Origin of the sequence: Paenibacillus sp. GD4, from assembly GCF_030846225.1 — a bacterium.
Lineage (GTDB): Bacteria > Bacillota > Bacilli > Paenibacillales > NBRC-103111 > Paenibacillus_G > Paenibacillus_G silviterrae.
Map to the genome: position 1 here is coordinate 3,302,832 of NZ_JAVCYK010000001.1, position 21,346 is coordinate 3,324,177.

15 protein-coding genes, 17 tRNA genes, 1 rRNA gene and 1 riboswitch are annotated in these 21,346 nt (G+C 54.4%); of the genes, 29 read left to right on the forward strand and 4 right to left on the reverse strand.

The window, feature by feature from the left end; all coding sequences use genetic code 11:
- The first annotated feature begins 133 nt into the window (after positions 1–133).
- The 18 genes from RAC89_RS15895 (at position 134) to RAC89_RS15980 (ending at position 4,755) form a co-directional block, all read left to right on the forward strand.
- Positions 134–3,046, forward strand: a 23S ribosomal RNA gene (locus tag RAC89_RS15895).
- Positions 3,047–3,114: 68 nt separating this feature from the next.
- Positions 3,115–3,190 (forward strand) — tRNA-Asn (locus RAC89_RS15900).
- A 3-nt stretch (positions 3,191–3,193) separates the two neighbouring features.
- Positions 3,194–3,282: transfer RNA gene (locus RAC89_RS15905), tRNA-Ser, on the forward strand.
- A gap of 30 nt (positions 3,283–3,312) precedes the next feature.
- A tRNA-Glu gene (locus RAC89_RS15910) sits at positions 3,313–3,384 on the forward strand.
- A 115-nt stretch (positions 3,385–3,499) separates the two neighbouring features.
- Positions 3,500–3,575: transfer RNA gene (locus RAC89_RS15915), tRNA-Val, on the forward strand.
- Positions 3,576–3,591: 16 nt separating this feature from the next.
- A tRNA-Met gene (locus tag RAC89_RS15920) sits at positions 3,592–3,668 on the forward strand.
- 11 nt (positions 3,669–3,679) lie between these two features.
- Positions 3,680–3,756: transfer RNA gene (locus RAC89_RS15925), tRNA-Asp, on the forward strand.
- Positions 3,757–3,772: 16 nt separating this feature from the next.
- Positions 3,773–3,845: transfer RNA gene (locus RAC89_RS15930), tRNA-Phe, on the forward strand.
- Between the two features lie 19 nt (positions 3,846–3,864).
- Positions 3,865–3,940 (forward strand) — tRNA-Thr (locus RAC89_RS15935).
- An 11-nt stretch (positions 3,941–3,951) separates the two neighbouring features.
- Positions 3,952–4,037 (forward strand) — tRNA-Tyr (locus RAC89_RS15940).
- A gap of 8 nt (positions 4,038–4,045) precedes the next feature.
- Positions 4,046–4,119: transfer RNA gene (locus RAC89_RS15945), tRNA-Trp, on the forward strand.
- Between the two features lie 22 nt (positions 4,120–4,141).
- Positions 4,142–4,217: transfer RNA gene (locus RAC89_RS15950), tRNA-His, on the forward strand.
- A gap of 18 nt (positions 4,218–4,235) precedes the next feature.
- Positions 4,236–4,307: transfer RNA gene (locus tag RAC89_RS15955), tRNA-Gln, on the forward strand.
- A gap of 11 nt (positions 4,308–4,318) precedes the next feature.
- Positions 4,319–4,393: transfer RNA gene (locus tag RAC89_RS15960), tRNA-Gly, on the forward strand.
- A 13-nt stretch (positions 4,394–4,406) separates the two neighbouring features.
- Positions 4,407–4,480 (forward strand) — tRNA-Cys (locus RAC89_RS15965).
- Between the two features lie 9 nt (positions 4,481–4,489).
- A tRNA-Leu gene (locus tag RAC89_RS15970) sits at positions 4,490–4,575 on the forward strand.
- A gap of 20 nt (positions 4,576–4,595) precedes the next feature.
- A tRNA-Arg gene (locus RAC89_RS15975) sits at positions 4,596–4,672 on the forward strand.
- A 3-nt stretch (positions 4,673–4,675) separates the two neighbouring features.
- Positions 4,676–4,755 (forward strand) — tRNA-Leu (locus RAC89_RS15980).
- A 59-nt stretch (positions 4,756–4,814) separates the two neighbouring features.
- On the opposite strand, the gene RAC89_RS15985 is transcribed toward RAC89_RS15980, so the two are convergent.
- From RAC89_RS15985 to glpX, 3 genes are all read right to left on the reverse strand, one after another.
- Positions 4,815–5,837 carry a polysaccharide deacetylase family protein gene (locus RAC89_RS15985; RefSeq protein WP_306614622.1) on the reverse strand — a complete coding sequence of 341 codons (1,023 nt, stop codon included), beginning with the start codon at positions 5,835–5,837 and terminating at the stop codon, positions 4,815–4,817.
- 90 nt (positions 5,838–5,927) lie between these two features.
- Positions 5,928–6,746 (reverse strand): sulfite exporter TauE/SafE family protein, encoded by an 819-nt coding sequence (locus RAC89_RS15990; RefSeq protein WP_306614623.1) that lies wholly within the window; start codon positions 6,744–6,746, stop codon positions 5,928–5,930.
- A 66-nt stretch (positions 6,747–6,812) separates the two neighbouring features.
- The gene (gene glpX, locus RAC89_RS15995; protein WP_306614627.1) at positions 6,813–7,775 is read right to left on the reverse strand and encodes a class II fructose-bisphosphatase; all 963 of its coding nucleotides are present in this window, start codon (positions 7,773–7,775) and stop codon (positions 6,813–6,815) included.
- Positions 7,776–8,005: 230 nt separating this feature from the next.
- Between glpX and RAC89_RS16000 the strand changes: the two genes are divergently transcribed.
- From RAC89_RS16000 to RAC89_RS16030, 7 genes are all read left to right on the forward strand, one after another.
- A complete protein-coding gene (locus tag RAC89_RS16000; protein ID WP_306614629.1) occupies positions 8,006–8,635 on the forward strand; it encodes a helix-turn-helix transcriptional regulator in 630 nt (209 codons plus the stop codon).
- 16 nt (positions 8,636–8,651) lie between these two features.
- Positions 8,652–9,458, forward strand: coding sequence for a pyruvate, water dikinase regulatory protein (locus RAC89_RS16005; RefSeq protein ID WP_284644305.1), 807 nt, complete (start codon positions 8,652–8,654; stop codon positions 9,456–9,458).
- 167 nt (positions 9,459–9,625) lie between these two features.
- Entirely contained in the window at positions 9,626–10,906 is a 1,281-nt protein-coding gene (locus RAC89_RS16010) for a molybdopterin-dependent oxidoreductase (protein ID WP_306614631.1), read from the forward strand.
- Between the two features lie 174 nt (positions 10,907–11,080).
- The gene (locus RAC89_RS16015; RefSeq protein WP_306614633.1) at positions 11,081–11,758 is read left to right on the forward strand and encodes an MOSC domain-containing protein; all 678 of its coding nucleotides are present in this window, start codon (positions 11,081–11,083) and stop codon (positions 11,756–11,758) included.
- Positions 11,755–12,375 carry a molybdenum cofactor guanylyltransferase gene (mobA, locus tag RAC89_RS16020; RefSeq protein WP_306614635.1) on the forward strand — a complete coding sequence of 207 codons (621 nt, stop codon included), beginning with the start codon at positions 11,755–11,757 and terminating at the stop codon, positions 12,373–12,375. Before RAC89_RS16015 ends, mobA begins: the two co-directional genes overlap by 4 nt.
- A gap of 65 nt (positions 12,376–12,440) precedes the next feature.
- The gene (moaA, locus tag RAC89_RS16025) at positions 12,441–13,445 is read left to right on the forward strand and encodes a GTP 3',8-cyclase MoaA (protein ID WP_306614637.1); all 1,005 of its coding nucleotides are present in this window, start codon (positions 12,441–12,443) and stop codon (positions 13,443–13,445) included.
- Between the two features lie 2 nt (positions 13,446–13,447).
- Positions 13,448–14,725 (forward strand): molybdopterin molybdotransferase MoeA, encoded by a 1,278-nt coding sequence (locus RAC89_RS16030; RefSeq protein ID WP_306614639.1) that lies wholly within the window; start codon positions 13,448–13,450, stop codon positions 14,723–14,725.
- Positions 14,726–14,785: 60 nt separating this feature from the next.
- On the opposite strand, the gene RAC89_RS16035 is transcribed toward RAC89_RS16030, so the two are convergent.
- The gene (locus RAC89_RS16035) at positions 14,786–14,881 is read right to left on the reverse strand and encodes a YjcZ family sporulation protein (RefSeq protein WP_284644314.1); all 96 of its coding nucleotides are present in this window, start codon (positions 14,879–14,881) and stop codon (positions 14,786–14,788) included.
- Positions 14,882–15,025: 144 nt separating this feature from the next.
- Between RAC89_RS16035 and RAC89_RS16040 the strand changes: the two genes are divergently transcribed.
- From RAC89_RS16040 to adhE, 4 genes are all read left to right on the forward strand, one after another.
- Entirely contained in the window at positions 15,026–15,748 is a 723-nt protein-coding gene (locus RAC89_RS16040; protein WP_306614641.1) for a class I SAM-dependent methyltransferase, read from the forward strand.
- A 13-nt stretch (positions 15,749–15,761) separates the two neighbouring features.
- Positions 15,762–16,472, forward strand: a complete 711-nt coding sequence (locus RAC89_RS16045; RefSeq protein WP_306614643.1) for a nucleotidyltransferase domain-containing protein — start codon at positions 15,762–15,764, stop codon at positions 16,470–16,472.
- A gap of 475 nt (positions 16,473–16,947) precedes the next feature.
- Positions 16,948–17,046, forward strand: a riboswitch (cyclic di-GMP riboswitch).
- A gap of 129 nt (positions 17,047–17,175) precedes the next feature.
- A complete protein-coding gene (locus RAC89_RS16050) occupies positions 17,176–18,120 on the forward strand; it encodes a C40 family peptidase (protein WP_306614645.1) in 945 nt (314 codons plus the stop codon).
- Positions 18,121–18,286: 166 nt separating this feature from the next.
- On the forward strand, positions 18,287–20,908 hold the full coding sequence (gene adhE / locus RAC89_RS16055; RefSeq protein ID WP_306614647.1) for a bifunctional acetaldehyde-CoA/alcohol dehydrogenase: 2,622 nt from the start codon (positions 18,287–18,289) through the stop codon (positions 20,906–20,908).
- Positions 20,909–21,346 lie beyond the last annotated feature (438 nt).

Consider the following 21,346-nt stretch of genomic DNA (forward strand, 5'->3'; position numbering starts at 1 on the left):
AACATCTATACGATGTGATGATTGAGCGCATGCGAAATCATCAATCTTTTAGCTGCTAGTGAGAATGTCTTGAGTTTGGAGTGACTTTGTGCGTAGCGCAACGGAACGGAGAACCAAGATCATTCGAACGATTGGTTAAGCTAATAAGAGCACACGGAGGATGCCTAGGCACCAGGAGCCGAAGAAGGACGTGGCGAACGACGAAATGCCTCGGGGAGCCGTAAGCAGGCTTTGATCCGGGGATGTCCGAATGGGGGAACCCGCGTGAGGTAATACTCACGTACCACACAGTGAATACATAGCTGTGTAGGAGGCAGACGAGGGGAACTGAAACATCTAAGTACCCTCAGGAAAAGAAAACAAAAGTGATTCCGTCAGTAGCGGCGAGCGAAAGCGGAACAGCCCAAACCAAGGGGCTTGCCCCTTGGGGTTGTAGGACGTCAATGTGAGTGCAGGTTGGTAGGCGAACAGGTCTGGAAAGGCCGGCCAAAGTGGGTAACAGCCCCGTAACCGAAAGCAACCGAGACTCTAGACGGATCCTGAGTACGGCGGGACACGTGAAACCCCGTCGGAATCCGGCAGGACCATCTGCCAAGGCTAAATACTCCCTGGTGACCGATAGTGAAGCAGTACCGTGAGGGAAAGGTGAAAAGAACCGCGGGAGCGGAGTGAAAAAGAACCTGAAACCGTGTGCTTACAAGAAGTCAGAGCTCGTTAATGAGTGATGGCGTGCCTTTTGTAGAATGAACCGGCGAGTTACGTTTACGCGCAAGGTTAAGGTGAGAAGCCGGAGCCGCAGCGAAAGCGAGTCTGAATAGGGCGAATAAGTACGTAGACGTAGACCCGAAACCGTGTGATCTACCCCTGTCCAGGGTGAAGGTGCGGTAACACGCACTGGAGGCCCGAACCCACGAATGTTGAAAAATTCGGGGATGAGGTGGGGGTAGCGGAGAAATTCCAATCGAACTCGGAGATAGCTGGTTCTCCCCGAAATAGCTTTAGGGCTAGCCTCGGGTGATGAGTCGCGGAGGTAAAGCACTGATTGGGTGCGGGGCCCGCCAAGGGTTACCAAGTCCAGTCAAACTCTGAATGCCGCAGACTTTAACCCGGGAGTCAGACAGTGAGTGCTAAGATCCATTGTCAAGAGGGAAACAGCCCAGATCATCAGCTAAGGTCCCCAAGTGTGTGTTAAGTGGGAAAGGATGTGGAGTTGCAAAGACAACCAGGATGTTGGCTTAGAAGCAGCCACCATTGAAAGAGTGCGTAATAGCTCACTGGTCGAGTGACTCTGCGCCGAAAATGTAACGGGGCTAAACACACCACCGAAGCTATGAGTCCAATTATGGGCAGTAGGGGAGCGTTGTAACAGCGGTGAAGGTTGATCGTGAGGACAGCTGGAGCGGTTACAAGTGAGAATGCCGGTATGAGTAACGAAAAGACAAGTGAGAATCTTGTCCGCCGTAAGCCTAAGGGTTCCTGAGGAAGGTTCGTCCGCTCAGGGTAAGTCGGGACCTAAGGCGAGGCCGAAAGGCGTAGTCGAAGGACAACAGGTTGAAATTCCTGTACCACCGTGAACCGTTATGAGCAATGGGGTGACGCAGAAGGATAGTGACGCGGACTGATGGATGTCCGTCCAAGCAGCGAGGCTGGTTAGTAGGCAAATCCGCTAACCGTAAGGCTGGGCTGTGATGGGGAGCGAAATTCAAGTAGCGAAGGTCATGAGTTCAAGCTGCCAAGAAAAGCCTCTAGCCAGGGAGAAGGTGCCCGTACCGCAAACCGACACAGGTAGGCGAGCAGAGCATGCTAAGGCGCTCGGAAGAACTCTCGTTAAGGAACTCGGCAAAATGACCCCGTAACTTCGGGAGAAGGGGTGCCTCGGTAGGGTGAATAGCCCGAGGGGGCCGCAGTGAAAAGGCCCAAGCGACTGTTTAGCAAAAACACAGGTCTGTGCGAAGCCGCAAGGCGAAGTATACGGGCTGACGCCTGCCCGGTGCTGGAAGGTTAAGGGGAGCGGTTAGGGGTTAAACCCGAAGCTGTGAACCGAAGCCCCAGTAAACGGCGGCCGTAACTATAACGGTCCTAAGGTAGCGAAATTCCTTGTCAGGTAAATTCTGACCCGCACGAATGGCGTAACGACTTGGGCGCTGTCTCGACGAGAGATCCGGTGAAATTTTAATACCTGTGAAGATGCAGGTTACCCGCGACAAGACGGAAAGACCCCATGGAGCTTTACTGCAGCTTGATATTGGACTTTGGTACGATCTGTACAGGATAGGTGGGAGCCTAGGAAGCCGGAGCGCCAGCTTCGGTGGAGGCGCCGTTGGGATACCACCCTGATCGTATCGGAGTTCTAACCTGGCACCATTAGCTGGTGTGGGGACAGTGTCAGGTAGGCAGTTTGACTGGGGCGGTCGCCTCCTAAAGAGTAACGGAGGCGCCCCAAGGTTCCCTCAGAATGGTTGGAAATCATTCGAAGAGTGCAAAGGCATAAGGGAGCTTGACTGCGAGACAAACAGGTCGAGCAGGGACGAAAGTCGGGCTTAGTGATCCGGTGGTACCGAATGGAAGGGCCATCGCTCAACGGATAAAAGCTACCCTGGGGATAACAGGCTTATCTCCCCCAAGAGTCCACATCGACGGGGAGGTTTGGCACCTCGATGTCGGCTCATCGCATCCTGGGGCTGAAGTAGGTCCCAAGGGTTGGGCTGTTCGCCCATTAAAGCGGTACGCGAGCTGGGTTCAGAACGTCGTGAGACAGTTCGGTCCCTATCTGTCGCGGGCGTAGGAAATTTGAGAGGAGCTGTCCTTAGTACGAGAGGACCGGGATGGACGTACCGCTGGTGTACCAGTTGTCTCGCCAGAGGCACGGCTGGATAGCCAAGTACGGAAGGGATAAGCGCTGAAAGCATCTAAGCGTGAAGCCCCCCTCAAGATGAGATTTCCCAGTATGTAAGACCCCTTGTAGACGACGAGGTAGATAGGTTCGGGGTGGAAGCGCGGCAACGTGTGGAGCTGACGAATACTAATCGGTCGAGGGCTTATCCTATAAAGCATATGACATTTGCTGAAGTTTCGAATCCAGTTTTCAAGGCGCAAGTCGCTTTGAAACATTATTCCCTGATAGCTCAGTTGGTAGAGCACTCGACTGTTAATCGAGTTGTCACAGGTTCGAGTCCTGTTCGGGGAGCCATATGGAGAGGTGTCCGAGCTGGCCGAAGGAGCACGATTGGAAATCGTGTAGGCGTCACAAGCGTCTCGAGGGTTCGAATCCCTCTCTCTCCGTAGCAATACCTTATTAAGAAAGAGTTATAAGGCCCGTTGGTCAAGGGGTTAAGACACCTCCCTTTCACGGAGGTAACAGGGGTTCGAATCCCCTACGGGTCATAGCAATACCCTTTAATGAGAACCCTTGGGTTCGTCGGAGCATAAGCTTCGATAGCGATACTTCGCAGTCTCATCACGTAGTGATGAGTATCCCCTACGGGTCATAGCAATACCTGGAGGCTTAGCTCAGCTGGGAGAGCATCTGCCTTACAAGCAGAGGGTCGGCGGTTCGATCCCGTCAGCCTCCACCATATAAGATTTACACGACGCGGGGTGGAGCAGCCCGGTAGCTCGTCGGGCTCATAACCCGAAGGCCGCAGGTTCAAATCCTGCCCCCGCAACCAATTTTTATTGCGGAGCCGTGGTGTAGAGGCCTAACATGCCTGCCTGTCACGCAGGAGACCGCGGGTTCGAATCCCGTCGGCTCCGCCATTTTTTATTTTAACTAGGCTCGGTAGCTCAGTCGGTAGAGCAGAGGACTGAAAATCCTCGTGTCGGCGGTTCGATTCCGTCCCGAGCCACCTTTATAATTTCATACTTGCCGCTGTAGCTCAATTGGTAGAGCAACTGACTTGTAATCAGTAGGTTGGGGGTTCAAGTCCTCTCGGCGGCACCATTGCTTTACCTGGAGGCTTAGCGAAGTGGCCAAACGCAGCAGACTGTAAATCTGTTCTCGTACGAGTTCGGTGGTTCGAATCCATCAGCCTCCACCAGTTCATTTAGGGGCATAGTTTAAAGGTAGAACAAAGGTCTCCAAAACCTTTGGTGTGGGTTCGATTCCTGCTGCCCCTGCCAATTTTTTTCTGTCTCAGCTGTGGCGGTCGTGGCGAAGTGGCTAACGCATCGGATTGTGGCTCCGACATTCGAGGGTTCAATTCCCTTCGATCGCCCCATTTTAATTAAACCTTTGATGGGGATTAGCCAAGCGGTAAGGCAACGGACTTTGACTCCGTCATGCCTAGGTTCGAATCCTAGATCCCCAGTTTTATATTATGCGGAAGTGGCTCAGTGGTAGAGCATCGCCTTGCCAAGGCGAGGGTCGCGGGTTCGAGTCCCGTCTTCCGCTCCATAATTTTTTTCATGGCGCCATAGCCAAGTGGTAAGGCAGAGCTCTGCAAAAGCTTTACCCCCAGTTCGAATCTGGGTGGCGCCTCCATTCTTTTAAGCCGGAGTGGCGGAATCGGCAGACGCACAGGACTTAAAATCCTGCGGTGGGTGACCACCGTACCGGTTCAAGTCCGGTCTTCGGCACTTTAGCAACTTCATATTGTGTGCCCTTAGCTCAGCCGGATAGAGCGTTTGACTACGAATCAAAAGGTCAGGAGTTCGAATCTCTTAGGGCACGCCATTAGCCGGTGTGGCGGAATTGGCAGACGCGCGCGACTCAAAATCGTGAGGGAAACCGTGGGGGTTCGAGTCCCTTCACCGGCATCAAAAGCCCGAGAATCTTATCTAATAAGATTCCCGGGCTTTTTTCCATGTAAGAAATCTTACTTTTTCCTGGATTCGCCGAGCAGATCCGGTAACGTGACAAGCTTATACCCGCGTGACTGTAGTGTTTGGATGACATGAGGCAGGGCGTTCACCGTGCCGGAAAGATCTTGTCCCGGACCGCCGCCGGAATGCTGGAGCACAATAGAACCCGCTTTGGTATGTTTCAAAATATTGTCTGAAACTTGCGATTCTGACAGCTGGCGCCAGTCGTTGGAATCCACATTCCAATTGACTATACGGTAATTATGCTCAGAGGCCCATAACAGCTGGGATTCGCTGATTTCCCCATAAGGTGGTCGGATAAGACGTGGTGTATAGCCGCAGAGCTTCTCTAGTATCGATTGGGTTCTCATAATTTCCTGCTGGAAGGCATCATCCGACAATTTCGTAAGCAGCTTATGGTCATATGTATGGTTTCCGATCACATGACCTTCGCTGACAATCCGCTTTACCATATCCGGATGCTTGGCCGCTTGAGTTCCGACAAGGAAGAAAGTGGCCTTTACCTTGTGTTTTTTCAATGTATCCAGAACTTGGGGAGTAAAGGTTGTATCCGGTGCGTCGTCAAAGGTAAGGGCAACTTTTTTGGAGCTTGAGGAGCCCTTTAAAAGTAAGAGATCTGGGTACTTCCTAACAAGTTGAGATAAAGATAGCTTTCTTGTTGACGAGACCTGTTTCTGTTGAGAGACAGGCTTTTCTTGCTTTTTCTCACGCTTTTGAGGAGCAGGCGGTTTGGGTTCCTTGATTGGGGCAGGAACGGGCGCTGCTTCGGGTTGCGGAACCGGTGCGGGTTGTTCCGGCAGTACCTTTGGGGCTTCCGAAACGGGTGAGGCACCTATTCGCTCCTCCGATTGAGGAGAAACCATATTGTCAGGCTGCTGCAGCGCGTCCGGGAAATACTCCTTCGACTGCTGAGGTGATGTCTGTGGAGCAGGACGCGTTGTTTGGGAACAAGAGCATAAGGTCATAGCAAGGAGTAAGAAAGCAAAAGTCGCACACCGCATGTTAGAACGCTCCAAGATCTTCTCCTCCTTTGGCATTGTCGGTTTAGTTTTTGACGAAACCGGGGAGATTATCCTGAAACAACATGTGTTGTGCGACTTTCTGTATCAGGTTAAGAAAATGCCTTCATAAATCATTTTGAGAGCCACAATAAGGAATGTAATGCGCAGAACCCAGAGCAGCTTTTTACTGCTGAGCTTCCCGGCGATCTTGGCTCCGAGCCAGCCACCGACAATTGCACTTGGAGCTAACCCCAATACCATCCATAGATCTACCTCTCCTAAGCTTAGCTTGGTGAAGGTCCCTGTGAGGGAGGAGAGGAAAATAACGAACATGGAGGTAGCAGTAGCAACGTGGGGCGGGTAACGAAACAGCAGAACCATAGCCGGCACAAAAAGCGAGCCACCGCCAATGCCAAACAATCCGGATATAAACCCGACACCTAAGCCGATGAGCAGGGCTGGGAGAATGCTGTAGCCATATTCAAAGCTCTGGCCGCTTGCGTCGGTATAGGTACGTTGGATGCCCCATTTCACATTCAATGGCTTTAGCTTATCGCGAAGAATCATTAGGATCGCCATCGCCAGCATGAAGAACCCGAAGCTAAGCTGAAAGGATTTCGCATTCACGAATTGTGTAGTATAAGAGCCAAGCATGGCACCCGGACCGCAAGTGATAAAGTAAATCCAGCCGCTGCGAAAATCGACGCGTTTCTGCTTCACAAAGGTGAAGGTGGAGGACATGGCCGTGAAAACAAGAACGGCTAGTGAAGTGCCGACGGCCGTTGTTACATCGACAGGATGGCCTAGAATGAGCGGACCGAGATAAACGAGTGCAGGAACAATGATGATGCCGCCGCCCAGCCCAACCAAGCTTCCCAAAGTGGCTGCAAGCAAACCGACAACGGTATAAAATAAAAAGCTCAAAATCAGACCTTCTTCCTGTGTTATAGGTGAGTATTTATATACTATATAACACGGGAGAAGATTTTATCAATGAAGCTGTGTTTTGTTCGGCAAATAATGAAGGGACCGTATAAAACGGATCGTCCGGGTTTTGGCGCGCATGACGATGGAATGGGTTTCCGCTTGCTGATCGGCAAGGTAGCGCACGCCACCAAGGATTTCTCCTGGAGTGATGCCGGTCGCAGCAAAAATGACATCCTCAGTTCCGATCATATCCTCCATGGTCAGGAGCTTGCGCGGATCTTGAATGCCCATGTCGAGGCAGCGGTTCCATTCCGATGGCTCCGATGCCATCAGCCGGCCTTGTAGCTCCCCTCCCAAGCAGCGAAGAGCCGCTGCGGCAAGTACTCCCTCCGGTGCTCCCCCTGAGCCGACATAGAGATCAATACCCGATTCGGCCATCGCAGGAGCCATGGCACCGGCTACATCCCCGTCGCTCAAGAGCTTGATTCGTACACCGGTGTCACGAAGGGTTTGAATGTGAGTCCGATGCCTCTCGCGGTCCAATATGGACACGGTAAGATTGCTGAGAGGCTTTCCCAAAATAGCCGCGGCTTTCGTTAGCGTCATCTCCAGAGGATCGTTTAAGCTGAGCTTGCCGGCCAAGGCAGGTCCTACGGCAAGCTTCTCCATATACATGTCCGGAGCGTGAAGCAGGTTGCCTTTACCGGCAATCGCTACGACGGCAAGCGCATTATGCAGTCCTTTCGCTACCAGCTCCGTACCTTCCAGGGGATCCACGGCAACATCAACCTCAGGGCCTTGTCCGTTACCGACGGATTCTCCGATATATAGCATCGGTGCCTCATCCATTTCTCCTTCCCCTATAACGACCGTTCCTTGTATAGACACCGAATCGAACATGGCTCGCATGGCGCTTGTTGCCGCTCCATCCGCCTCATTTTTATCCCCGCGTCCCATCCAGCGCGCTGCCGATAAGGCGGCCAGCTCGGTGACTCTTACGACCTCAAGTGCAAGCTCTCTTTCCATACGAATCCCACTCCCATTTATATACTAATAATGACTTATTGGAATAAATATAACACACTACATCGAAAATAGTACATATTAAATTGCGTAACTGTGTGTATTAAATAAGAAAATTGAGAAATATGCTCCGCTTTTTGGAGCTATTAGCCGTTCTATTTTTTTGATACAATGGCAGGTAGTAGGTAGTTAAGTGTTAGGGGGGACCTGTCATCGAATTATCAGCACGCCAATTGCAAATTGTGGAATTGGTTAAAGCCCATGCTCCGATCACCGGGGAACAGATTGCCGAGATGCTGGGGCTCAGCCGACCGACTTTACGCTCGGATTTAGCTCTGCTGGTTATGCTGGGATTAATCGATGCGAAGCCGAAGGTAGGTTATACGGCTGGAACGGCCGTGCAGCCCGGTACGATCGTATCCCGGAAGCTGCAGGAGATGAAGGTGAAGGAAGTGCAGGCGGTCCCTGTTATCGTGAAAGAGCATACGTCGGTTCATGACGCGGTGGTTACGCTTTTTATGGAGAACGTGGGAAATTTGATCGTAGCGGACGATGAAGGCTGCCTGACCGGGGTGATCTCCCGGAAGGACTTGCTCAAATTCACACTGGGTAACGGGAATGGGGGTTCGATGCCCGTTAGTATGGTTATGACGCGTGAGCCGAACGTTGTCCATGTCGGACCCGATGAATCGGTAATCGATGCAGCTAGAAAAATGATTCGTCACCAGGTGGACAGTTTGCCTGTGGTGGTGCCGATTCAGGGGGCTCTGGGAACGCGTCCGCGCTTGGAAATTGTCGGCCGGGTGACGAAGACGATCATGACGCAGATTTTGCTGGAGCTGGGTATCGGCGGTACAGCCTAAATGGGGGAAAAGGCAGATGAAAGACGACAATCAATATGAAATTACCATTTGTTCCGATTCGGTAGGGGAGACGGCGGATGCTGTTGTGAGGGCAACGATCCGCCAGTTTGACGGGCATCATGTAACGACCAAGCGGATCGGGCACATACGGACGGAGGATGAGATCCGTTCCATTCTGGAAAAGGCGGCGCAGCGCGGCGGCTTCGTTGCGTATACGTTAGTGCAGCCGGAGCTGCGGGAAACGATGCGGGAGGAGGCGGCCCGGCTCGGCGTTCGGGCGGTTGACATTATGGGCCCGATGATGGAGGCCTTCATCGATACGTGGGGCGATGCTCCGAAGCGAAAGCCGGGGCTGCTGCATCAGATGGATGAGGATTATTTTCGCAGAGTGGAAGCCGTGGAATTTGCCGTGAAATGCGACGATGGACGAGATACGAGTGCACTGCTTAAGGCGCAGCTGGTCTTAATCGGAATCTCCCGTACGTCCAAGACGCCGCTTAGCATTTACATGGCGCATAAAGGAATCAAGGTGACGAATCTCCCGCTGGTGCCGGAGGTGAAGCCTCCGAAGGAGCTGTTTCTCGTTCCCGGTGACCGGATTGTCGGCTTAACGATGGATGCGGAGAAGCTGTATAAAATCCGCACGGAGCGGTTGAAAGCGGTGGGGCTTCCGTCGGGTGCGAAGTATGCCACGATGGAGCGTATTCATGAGGAGCTGGAGTATGCCCATTCCATTATGAAGCAGGTAGGCTGCCGCGTGATTAATGTAACCGATAAGGCGATCGAGGAAACGGCCGGCGTCATCATGGGGCATGTGGAATAGGCGCTGCCGGTTAACGCCATGAAACATTTAGGCTGTAAAGCGTTTAGGGAATGAAATATACCAGGTATCAGGCCATCGGCAATCTTACCTTGAGGGCTTTTGCGTATATTTAGGTAAACGGTGGGAGAGCGGGGGAGTCACCCGGCTTTCCCGCAGGAGGGATCCTCATGACGGAACGGATCAAAGGCAAACGCATACCGTGGCTCGGCGGCGTCAGCTACGGGAAAAGGCTGAAGAAGCTGCACGCCTGGAATGCGTGGCTGCTTGTGCTGCTCGCTGTGACCGGCGTGCTGCTGCTCGTCCCGGCCTTGCGCGGGACGATGGGAGCCGGGCGCGTATGGCTCAAATACGCGCACATTGGTTTGGGCGCGGCGAGCCTGCTAGTGCTGGCCGCCTACGCGCCGCTGCTGCCGAAGCATTGGCGGCAGCTGCGGGCGCGCGCGGGACAACGCTGGAACCTTGGCGTTGTCCTGGGTTTGCTGGCCGGTTGGGGCGTCACCGGCCTCGTGCTGTGGCAGTACAACGCGCTGCCACCGGTGTGGGCGAATCGTGCGCTCTGGCTGCACGATGCCTTCACTTGGGTAGGCGTGCCTTATGCCGCCTACCATGCTTTTTCGCGCAGCCGCTGGGTGAAGGCGGCGCGCAGCAGCAGCGCGGCATCGGGCGAAGCCGCCGCGCCGGGGGCCGCATTGACCGCCGCCGGCGCGGTGGTCGCGGCCCTGAAGCGGTCGCCCGTGTCGCGGGCGACGTTCCTGCGCCTGGCCGCCGGGGCGGTGCTGGTCGCGGTCGTCGGGCCATCGATGTATCGATGGCTGAAGAACGCGACCGATACGGGCGGCGATGCCACGGGGCAGCTGAGGCTGGAGGACGGCAACCGGATGGTGCCGCCGCCGGACCCGCTGCCCGCCTCGCTGCCCCCGGCGGGGGGCGGCGCTCAAGGGCGCTTCCGGGTGTACACGGTCACCCCGATTCCCGCGTTCTCCAGCGAGAGCTGGCAGTTCGCTCTCTCCGGTCTGGTGGAGAAGGAGCAGGTCTGGAGCTGGGAGCAGTTTCTGCAGCTGAAGCGGACGGTGCAGGTGAGCGACTTTCACTGCATCACCGGCTGGTCGGTGTATAAGGTAACGTGGGAGGGCATTCTGCTTCGGGATCTTCTGGACTTGGCCCAGGTTAAGGATCGGGCGAAGTATGTGAAGTTTTACTCGGGCGATAAAGTCTATACGGATGCACTCTCGCTGGAACAGGCGCGCATGGACGATGTCCTGGTGGCTGTCCTTATGGACGGCGAGCCGATCCCGCAGAAGCTCGGAGGTCCCGTCCGGCTGATCGTACCGCAAATGTACGCCTATAAGTCGGTCAAGTGGCTGCAGGCGATCGAGCTCATCGAGAAGGAGCACATCGGCTATTGGGAGCTGCGGGGGTACGAGAACGATGCCTGGGTGAAGACCTGATGCGGGTAATCCCACGCTAAAGGTTGGGGCGACACGTAGTTTCACTTACTTGAGGAAAAGGCTGACCATCAGACCTTCGGCTTCCGAGAAGCCGGGGACAGGCGGGTTGGCCTTTTTTTACATCCCGCAGCTCTTGCGCCCTGCTTCCTTGAGGTTTATCCTAGGATTACCAAGATGATAAAGGAAGTGTATGCCATGCGACTGATCTCGCTTAATATCGGTAAACCGATGACAATACAATACCAGGGTAAGCCTCTGCAAACGGGGATTTTCAAGCAGCCTGTGGAAGGAGAGATTCGTCTCAGTACAGTCAATCTGCAGGGGGACGGACAAGCGGATCTGGTGAACCATGGAGGGCCCGATAAAGCGGTGTGCGTGTACCCGGCGGAGCACTATGCCTATTGGGAGGAGCAGTTGAAGAGGCAGCTGCCGGCTGCCGCCTTCGGCGAGAATTTTACAGTTCAGGGGATGACGGAAGGTACAGTGCATATCGGCGATATATATGCGATCGGGAGCGCAATCGTTCAAGTGAGCCAGCCGCGGCGGCCGTGCTTCAAGCTGGGGAAGCTGCATGAGACGCCCGATTTGCCCGTGCAGGTGCAGGAGACAGGCTTTACGGGGTACTACTTTCGCGTGCTGCAAGAGGGCATTGTAGCGTCAGGACAGACGTTCGAGCTTGTGAAGCGGGAGGAGTCGGGGATATCCGTCGCCGAAGTGAACCGCGTGAAATTCCATGACAAGGAGGATGTCCCCGCCCTCCGGCGTATTCTGGAGGTAGAGGCGCTTGCGGCAAGCTGGCGGGAGTCGTTCGGGAAGAAGCTGAGTGAGCTGGAGGGCTCAGAGGTGCAATGACGACACGCGACTCGAAGCTCACCGGTGTCATTCTGGCCGGCGGACTCAATAGCCGGATGGGGGGGAGAAGCAAGGCGCTGCTATCCTATCAAGGAAGGACCTTTCTTGAGCATCAGCTGGAAGTGATGCGTTCCTGCTGTCAGGAGCTGCTGTTAGTAACCAATGAGCCCGATCGTCACAAGCCGGTCCTTCCGAAACATTTCAACGTAACGTTGATTCCGGATCGACAGCCGGGTCTCGGGCCGCTAGGGGGTATGCAGGCAGCGCTGCATGCCGCCAAGAACGATACGCTTTGGGTGGCCGCGTGCGATATGCCTTTTATTTCCGCCACGGCTGCACAGGCTCTTGTCGGGCTGCTGGAGGAGGACAGCCGGGATGCCGCGGTGCCGCGGCTTCATGGACGCGTACAGCCGCTGCACGGTCTCTACCGCCGGCGTTGCCTGCCATTTGTGGAGCGGCAGCTGCAGGCGGAAGACCTTCGTCTTATGCGGCTGCTCGACAAGCTCTATACGGCATATGCCGATGAGGATTTTTTTGAAACAAGACAAATCGGGTTGGACTTTGCTCGCAATGTGAACGATCCTGCCGCATATGAGCAATTACTGCAGGGGAGATAGGCTATATTTTTCCAAACGGATATGCCATAATAGCTACAAGAGGCTGAGAGCGGGGAGGGGTATGGATGTCTATGGTGCTAGTGGACCGGTTTGGAAGAGTTCATGATTATCTTCGCATTTCAGTAACGGATCGCTGTAATCTTCGATGTGTTTACTGCATGCCGGAGGAAGGTATGGAGTTTGAGCCTGAGGAGAAGCTGCTCACCTTTCATGAGATTACCGAAGTCGTTCGCGTACTGGCCGGATATGGGGTTCGCAAGCTGCGGATTACCGGCGGAGAGCCGCTGGTGCGCAAAAATTTGGAAGAGCTGATCGCTAGTCTGAGCGCCATCCCCGGTATTGAGGATATCGCGCTCACAACGAACGGGATATATTTTGCATCGCGGGCGGAGAAATTTAAGGCAGCCGGGCTGACTCGGATCAATATGAGTCTGGACTCGTTGAAAGCAGACCGCTTCAAGCTGATTACCCGTGGCGGCGACATCCAAAGGGTGCTGGGCAGTATCGAGGCAGCCTACCGCGTGGGACTTGACCCGATCAAGCTGAATGTCGTGCTCATGAAGGGCTTGAATGATGACGAAATTGAAGATTTCCTGAGGCTGACGATCGAGAGGAGCCTGCAGGTGCGTTTTATAGAATATATGCCGATCGGTCATGACGACCAGAACTGGAAGGATAAGTATGTCCCCCTTAGTACCGTACTGGATGTTTGTGAAGCCAAGGGGTGGCTTGCCGAGCCTTCGGGAGAGGTGTACGGAAACGGACCGTCGCAAAACTATAAAATTACCGGTGCCGCGGGTTCATTCGGTCTGATCCATCCTGTGAGCGATCATTTCTGCGAAACCTGCAACCGGCTCCGGCTGACGGCGGACGGGAACATCAAGCCTTGTTTGTATTGGTCGGACGAATTTAACGTACGCAAGGCCATCGGCGACGACAAGGCGCTGGCCGAGCTGTTCTTCCGTGCGCTTGACGTGAAGCCCGAAAGCCACGAAATGGCGAAGGCGCTGCTGAACGAACGGCAGAGCCACACGCCGACGGTGCGCCGCATGTCGCAGATTGGAGGGTAAGCATGGCCGCAGATCAGACGAATTCGCTGCGCTTCGGCAGGAAAGCGATCACGGTGGAGGAGGCGCAGCAGCTTATCCTAAATCGGGCGGAGCTGCTGCCTGCGGAAGCCGTTCCGCTGGAGCTGGCTCATGGCCGAAGGCTTGCGCAGAGCGTCATAGCAGACCATCCGGTGCCGCATTTTCGCCGCTCGGGGATGGATGGCTATGCCATCCGGGCCAGTGACAGCCTGGACGCGGAAGCGCTGCGGCCCGTTGCGCTTCGCGTGACGGAGACGATTCCTTGCGGATCGGTGCCGGAAAGGTCCGTGCAGCCGGGAGAGGCGGCCCGCATTATGACTGGAGCAGTCGTACCGGAAGGTGCGGATGCGGTCATTATGCTGGAGATGACGGACAAGCTGCTGGCCGGTGACGGGCCGGAGGGCGACAAGGTCCTGGTCCGCAAGTCGATGCGGATGGGTGACAACATCACTCCAATCGGTCAGGAAATCGGGGTGGGGGAGCTGCTGCTGGAAACAGGACGCCGTATCGGACCCGGGGAAGCGGCCATTTTGGCTACGTTCGGCTGTGCCGAGGTGAGGGTGCACCGTGTACCTCGAGTGGCGGTCTTCTCCACCGGCTCCGAGCTGCTCCCAATAGAAGCTGCGCTGGAGCCTGGCCGTATACGAGGCAGCAATAGCCATATGCTTGCCTGCCAGATCCGTGAAGCAGGAGGAGAGCCAAGGCTGATGCCGATTTTACCGGACTGTCCGGAAACGGTAGAGGCGGCATTGCTGCAGGCGCTGGACTGGGCGGATATCCTCGTAACGACCGGGGGAGTTTCCGTCGGTGATAAGGATGTGCTGGTCGAGCTGTTTCAGCGCTGGGACGGGGAGCTTATCTTCAACAAGGTGGCGATGCGCCCGGGGAGTCCAAGCTCGTTCGGCTGGTGGCGGGGGAAGCCGCTGTTTGCTTTGTCAGGCAATCCGGGAGCAAGCTTCGTCGGCTTTGAGCTGTTCGTGAGGCCGTATCTTAAGGCGATTCAAGGCTGCGCCCGTCCTTTGCCCAGAGAATGTACCGCATTGCTGGATGCGGATTACGGCAAAGGCTCCGCTTACCCGCGCTATGTAAGAGCCCGTACTTACACCGAGCAAGCAACACTAAAGGTAGCGCCTGCCGGTAGGGACAAGTCCAGCATCATGGTATCAATCAAGGATGCGGAGTGTTTGCTGTGCATTCCTGCAGGCGGGCAAGCCCCTCCCCGCGGAGCCTTGGTTCGCGTGCTTCAGCTGGCGGAAGCTTAAAAGAAGGCAGGAAAGAGCGTCGGCCGAAGTGGTCGACGCTCTTAATCGTCCCTGTGTCATTTAGACAAAGAAACCTGCGGACAAAATGATGACCAACAGGATGTAAAGCACAAGGATCGCTGCTGTGGAAGAGCGGTAGCCTGCAACTGCACTCATGTCTATCACCTCCCTGACGTTTTCTACAACAGCATATGGAGCCGCTTATGAATTGTTTGGACGGATGCCCTGAGGCAATCGCCCAAACCATCTCCTCGCTCCGCGCATTTACTTATTAGTAGTGTGCGAAGGAGAGGATTAACCTTGAAATATTTAGATATGTTAACGCATTTGGGAATAGGCAGCGCCCATCCCGGAGGATTCGCTTTTACCTTAAAAATGCTGGATACCATTCCGCTGCAGCCGGGCAGCTCCATTCTGGAGGTTGGGTGCGGAACAGGCCGTACAGCATGTCTGCTTGCACAAAAGGGCTTTCAAGTATATGCCGTCGACTTGCGACCGGGGATGATTGAGAAGGCGAAAAAGCGCAGTGAATTGCAGCAGGTGAAGGTAGATTTTGCGGTAGGCGATATTTGCCGGCTTCCTTTTGGGGACAATCAATTTGATCTTGTCCTTGCCGAATCCGTTACCAACTTCGCGGATGCATCGGCAGCCGTTTCGGAATATTACCGTGTGCTGAAGCCCGGGGGGATGTTATATGACAGTGAAGTGATCCGCCTTCACGATGTGACGGGAGGCATTAAAGACGAACTGGTGGAATTTCTAGGCATTGCCCAACTGCTATCTGCAGAGGAATGGGGAGCGATTCTGGAAGCGCAGGGCTTCACCGACATTCGTCTCTCCGTCTCCCCTATGGAAGAGCTGTCGGCGCAGGATGACCTAAATCATCCGGATGAGCATCAAATCGTAAGTGAAGGTGCCTATATTGACGCTTCCGTATGGCACACCTCGCTTACGTATACGGACATGATGGATCAAAGCAGAGACTTCCTGGGTTCAGCCGTTCTTGTGGGGTCGAAGGGATAAGATGGCGGGCCGAGTGTCTTCCCTGAAAGCGGCGGAATGGTTTCTTGAGAAGCAATTTCCCGAATGCAATGCAGCCATACTTGCCGGTAGTGCCGTGAAAGGCATGGACACCTCGGATTCCGATCTGGATCTGGTTATCCTGGATGAATCGCGGTCGTATCCGTTCCGCAAAACGTACACCGCCCACGGCTGGTTGATTGAGGCATTCGTGGTTACCCGCGACAGCTTTCCTATGTTTATCGAGGCGGCAGCCGAGTCGGGACTTCCGTCGATACTGCGTATGTGCACCGAAGGAGCGGTTCTGCGGGATGACGGTTCGGCGGCGGAGCTTATCGGACTGGCACGGGATGCGCTGCAGGCCGGACCCTACGAGTGGACTACGCAGCAGCTGAGCGATGCCAGGTATGACATCACAAATGGCTTGCTTGATCTGCAAAGCAGCAGGGATCGAGCTGAGAGATTGTTTATTGCTGGGAAACTGATCGGTTCTGTGCATGAATTTGTATTAAGAGCTAACCGGCAATGGATAGGAGACGGGAAGTGGGCCTTGCGTATGCTGCGGAGGTTCGACGAAGAGCTGAGTAATTCGTTGGTCGCTGCGCTGGAACAGTTATACCGCAAGGATGAGCATGAGCCGGTCATACAGCTGCTACATGAAGTGCTGCGTCCGTACGGCGGACTGCTTACCGAGGGATACAGCGAAGGATGCTGGGAGGAAGAGTAGAGGCTGGGGGCAGGTATGGGGAACTATATAGATCAGGTCTAAAAGAGGATTTAATTCCAACCGGCCCTTCGATAGATACGACTTCAAGGATATAAACTCCTAAATTTAAAGGTATAATATGGTAACCGGCGAATGAAAACACGGCTACTGCATTTTTATTGATACGAATGACCTCCCCTTAAAAAAGAAACGGGATACGAAATGTCCGAATGTATAGGACCAATAGTCTATATTTCTCTAACCTCCCCTAAGGATCCCTGCTGCCCAATGCTGTAAATCTCCAGGAACGACAAGCGCCGTGAAATCAACGAACTTCTCAAGCACTTGGAGTCCTTATAAGTCCCTTACAAAAATTAACATGAGCACAATAGGCAATAAAACTTAAATATTCCATGGAAAAAAATACGCATTTGGACACATGCCGGAAAAATATTGTCGAATTATACTCAGAGTATGCAAAGCATTTCCACTTTCCGTCCCGAAAAGGCAAACCTGATGAAAATCAGCGGCGCAAAGCTATAGGGGCTACGAAGAACGCCGGTTTCGGTGTTCTTCTTGCCAGCCAGCTGTCGAACGATCGAAGGAAAGAGGACCTCCGCAAGACGTCTGCGCGCGGCGTTGCAGCGGAAGATTCTTTTTTTACATCGTTCCCTAGGCAACTCCGGATCGGGTAGGACATTCTAACAACTCGGGGGAATTAACGATGAAAAAAATGTGGATCGCCGGCTTAGCCATGCTTATGATGTGTATGCTTCTGGTTCCGATGCAGGCGGCGAAGGCCGCCGAGACCGTTACCAAGCTTAAGGCGACGAAAAGCGTCAGTTTCCGGGACAAGCCGTCCACCTCAAGCAATGTCATGCGCTACCTCAAAGCCGGTGAAGTGGTAACGGCCTTGCAGCTGGTCAATCCCAATTGGTATCAAATTCAGGATGCTCAGGGTTTGACTGGGTACGTCAGCTCCAGCGGCACTTACATTGATGTTTTATCGAATGCGGAAGTGATCGCCAAAGTGAATTTCCGTACGCAGCCTTCGACTTCGTCTTCGATTATCCGCTCCTTGCCGGTGGGGGAGGGTCTTTATGTCATCGAGAAGGTGAATGCTTCCTGGTACCGGGCGGAGGATGCCTCTGGAGTGAGCGGCTACGTAAGCGCAGGTTCGCAATATCTGGCAACGGATTTCTCCGTTACCGGTGTGATCCTGCCTATGGCGGAGCGGGTGGAGAGCATTATCAATTCCGGTACGGCTTACTTGGGAACTCCTTATGAATTCGGCTCTACCCGTTGGGAGGATTCCACCTTCGATTGCTCTGATTTCATGCAGACGATCTTCTGGCTCGGCGCAAGAACGGTGCTCCCGAGTGATTCTCAGGCACAGGCGGACTTTGTGAGGGGCAAGGGCAACCAGGTAAACGATTGGAGCCAGCTGAAGCGCGGCGACCTGATGTTCTTCATGTCCTACAAAGGCTCCAGTGCTTCGGATTACCAAGGGATCAACAAGTCAACGGAGCCGGTTACGCACGTAGGCATTTATCTCGGGGACGGCCAAATGCTGCATACGTATTCGGTCGCTTCGGGCGGCGTACGCATCGATTCGATTAGCGGAACCCAGTGGAACAACCGGTTTTTGTACGGCGGTTCGGCGTATTGATTCGAGCAAGGTACATAGGATGTGAGAAGGATCACCTGAGGGTGGTCCTTTTCTTTTTTGTGCAGGAAAAAAATATTTACGGTGTGAGCAACTTCATAGTTCTTTCCTTGTGAAAAAAGTAACATAGTGATCAGGAAGGATCATTTCTATAGAGGAGTGGATGGAGATGGCAGTAAACAAAGCACGGCAGGAGACGGAAAGGGCGGAGAACGTGTCCGTCCAGCAGCAGGTAGACCGGCTTGTGGAACGGGCCAAGGCGGCACAGCAGGAGTATATGAGCCTGGATCAAGACGCGATCGACCGCATTGTGCAGCAGATGGCGCTCGCCGGGCTAGACCGGCACATGGCGCTTGCGAAGCTGGCAATAGAGGAGACGGGACGCGGGGTATACGAGGATAAGATTACGAAAAATATTTTTGCGACGGAATATATTTATCACAGTATCAAGTATGCCAAAACGGTCGGCGTTATCGAGGAAAACCCGTATGAGAACTTCAGTGTCGTAGCGGAGCCGGTTGGTGTCATTGCAGGGGTGACGCCGGTGACGAACCCGACTTCAACTACGATGTTCAAGTCACTGATTGCTGTCAAAACGAGAAACCCGATCGTATTCGCGTTTCATCCGTCGGCGCAAAAGTGCTCCGTGGCGGCTGCCGCCGTTGTTAGGGATGCGGCTGTAAAAGCCGGCGCGCCGGAGGATTGCATCCAATGGATCGAGACGCCCTCCGTCGAGGCGACACAGCTGCTGATGAACCATAAGGATGTCGCGTTGGTCCTGGCCACGGGGGGATCCTCGATGGTGAAATCCGCCTACAGCACTGGCAAGCCGGCACTGGGAGTCGGTCCGGGCAATGTGCCTTGCTTCATCGAAAAGTCGGCCGATCTGAAGCAGGCGGTAACGGATTTGATTCTGTCGAAGACGTTCGACAACGGCATGATTTGCGCATCGGAGCAAGCGGTCATTCTCGAGGAGCCGATTTACGATGCGGCGAAGCGCCTGATGAAGGAAATGGGCTGTTACTTCTTGTCCAAGGAAGAGACGGAGCTCGTATCCAGACTTGTCATCCATCCGGAAAAATGTGCCGTCAACGCCGTTATCGTAGGGCAGCCGGCGGTCAAGATAGCTGAGATGGCCGGTGTGACGGTGCCTTCGGACACGAAAATCCTTGTTGCCGAGCTTACGGGGGTCGGCGCTGCGCATCCGCTGTCCGCCGAGAAGCTGAGTCCCGTATTGGCGTGTTATAAGGTGAAGCATGCGGAGCAAGGCATTCAGCGGGCCGCCGAGGTGGTGGCGTACGGCGGGATGGGACACTCCTCTGTCATTCATTCGAACAATAAGACGGTCATCGAGCAGTTTGCCTCCGTGCTCAAGACCGGGCGGGTCATTGTCAATTCACCTTCTACGCACGGGGCGATCGGGGATATTTATAATACGAACCTTCCTTCGCTTACGCTTGGCTGCGGCTCCTACGGTCATAACTCCACTACGGCGAACGTGACGGCCGTGCATCTGCTCAATCTGAAGCGGGTCGCTTACCGTACGGTGAATATGCAGTGGTTTAAGGTACCGCCGAAGGTGTATTTCGAGAAGGGCTCGACCCAATACCTTGAGAAGATGCCTGACATCACGCGGGTGATGATCGTTACGGATGCGGCCATGGTAAAGCTCGGGTACGTGGAGCGGGTGGAGCACTATTTGCGGAAGCGGAGTAAACCGGTGTTGATAGAGGTATTCTCCGAGGTAGAGCCCGATCCGTCGGTAGAAACGGTGGAGCGGGGCACCGCGATGATGGCGGCCTTCCAGCCGGACTGTATCATTGCCTTAGGCGGAGGGTCTCCAATGGACGCAGCGAAGGCGATGTGGCTGTTCTACGAATACCCGGACACCAGCTTTCATTCGTTGAAGCAGAAGTTCATGGACATCCGCAAGCGTGTCTATAAGTATCCCCGCTTGGGGCGCCGGGCCAAGTTCGTGGCGATCCCGACGACGTCCGGTACGGGCTCGGAGGTAACCTCGTTCGCGGTCATCACGGATAAGAAGGTCGGCCACACCAAGTATCCTTTGGCCGATTACGAGCTGACGCCGGATGTGGCGATTATCGATCCCGAGTACGTGTACAGCTTGCCGAAGACGGCTGTAGCGGATACAGGGATGGACGTGCTGACTCACGCGATTGAGGCCTATGTGTCCGTCATGGCGAACGATTACACGGATGGGCTTGCTCTGAAGGCAATCCAGCTGGTGTTCAAGTATTTGGAGGCTTCTTATGCCACAGGCGACCCACTTGCTCGAGAGAAGATGCATAACGCTTCCACGATTGCGGGGATGGCTTTCGCCAATGCGTTCCTTGGCATTAACCACAGTCTTGCGCATAAGTGGGGCGGGGAATTCCACACCGCACATGGCCGCACGAATGCGATTCTGATGCCGCACGTCATTCGGTATAATGCACGGAAGCCGACGAAGTTCGCCTCGTTCCCGAAATACGACCATTTCGTGGCGGATGAGCGGTATGCAGAGATTGCCCGCTTCCTGGGGCTGCCTGCGAAGACGACCGAGGAGGGCGTAAACAGCTTGATTGAAGCGATTCGGGACCTGAACCGGAAGCTCGGTATTCCGGAGAAGTTCGCCGATCTTGGCATTGATCCTGCTGTGTTCGAGAAGCGGGTAGAGGAGCTGGCGGATCGTGCGTTCGAGGATCAATGCACGACCGCAAACCCAAGGATGCCTCTTGTCACGGAGCTGGCTGAGGTGTATCGCAAGGCGTTTTATGGAAGGTTTGAGTAGATACATGCTACCAATTGGGTTATACTGGTAAATGGAGACGAGGAACGTCCTGTACTGCTTCTGGTTTTGGAGGAGCGGCGGCAGGGCGTTCTTTTCATTTTTCACAGGAGGTTGATTTGGAGAAAAGACAGGGGGAACGTCGCAGCAGATTGGAGCGAGGGCAACGGCATGGAGAGGTGATGTTCTTGCGACATGTGTGGTGGCCTATGGTGGGGAGCTTCGAGTACCTACATCCGGGGTATGAAGTACTGAATAGGCGGGACGATCCTATTGCCCAGACCGAAGGATGTGGAGCTGCAGCAGTAGGAGGGGGCTGGGGTGGCGAGGAGCAATGGAGTGAATGTGGCAGGGAAAGTGACTGCATCTTATACAGCTAATCCGGCTGTATTGATTGAGTGGGGGGATAACAGCAATAACTCCTAGCCATAAACCGTTTAT

Coding starts and splice junctions, on each gene's coding strand:
- glpX (WP_306614627.1), bottom strand. CDS start 7,775: ATGGAAAGAGAGCTTGCACTTGAGGTCGTAAGAGTCACCGAGCTGGCC.
- RAC89_RS16005 (WP_284644305.1), top strand. CDS start 8,652: ATGAAAGACGACAATCAATATGAAATTACCATTTGTTCCGATTCGGTA.
- RAC89_RS16010 (WP_306614631.1), top strand. CDS start 9,626: ATGACGGAACGGATCAAAGGCAAACGCATACCGTGGCTCGGCGGCGTC.
- RAC89_RS16015 (WP_306614633.1), top strand. CDS start 11,081: ATGATAAAGGAAGTGTATGCCATGCGACTGATCTCGCTTAATATCGGT.
- mobA (WP_306614635.1), top strand. CDS start 11,755: ATGACGACACGCGACTCGAAGCTCACCGGTGTCATTCTGGCCGGCGGA.
- moaA (WP_306614637.1), top strand. CDS start 12,441: ATGTCTATGGTGCTAGTGGACCGGTTTGGAAGAGTTCATGATTATCTT.
- RAC89_RS16030 (WP_306614639.1), top strand. CDS start 13,448: ATGGCCGCAGATCAGACGAATTCGCTGCGCTTCGGCAGGAAAGCGATC.
- RAC89_RS16035 (WP_284644314.1), bottom strand. CDS start 14,881: ATGAGTGCAGTTGCAGGCTACCGCTCTTCCACAGCAGCGATCCTTGTG.
- RAC89_RS16050 (WP_306614645.1), top strand. CDS start 17,176: ATGAAAAAAATGTGGATCGCCGGCTTAGCCATGCTTATGATGTGTATG.
- adhE (WP_306614647.1), top strand. CDS start 18,287: ATGGCAGTAAACAAAGCACGGCAGGAGACGGAAAGGGCGGAGAACGTG.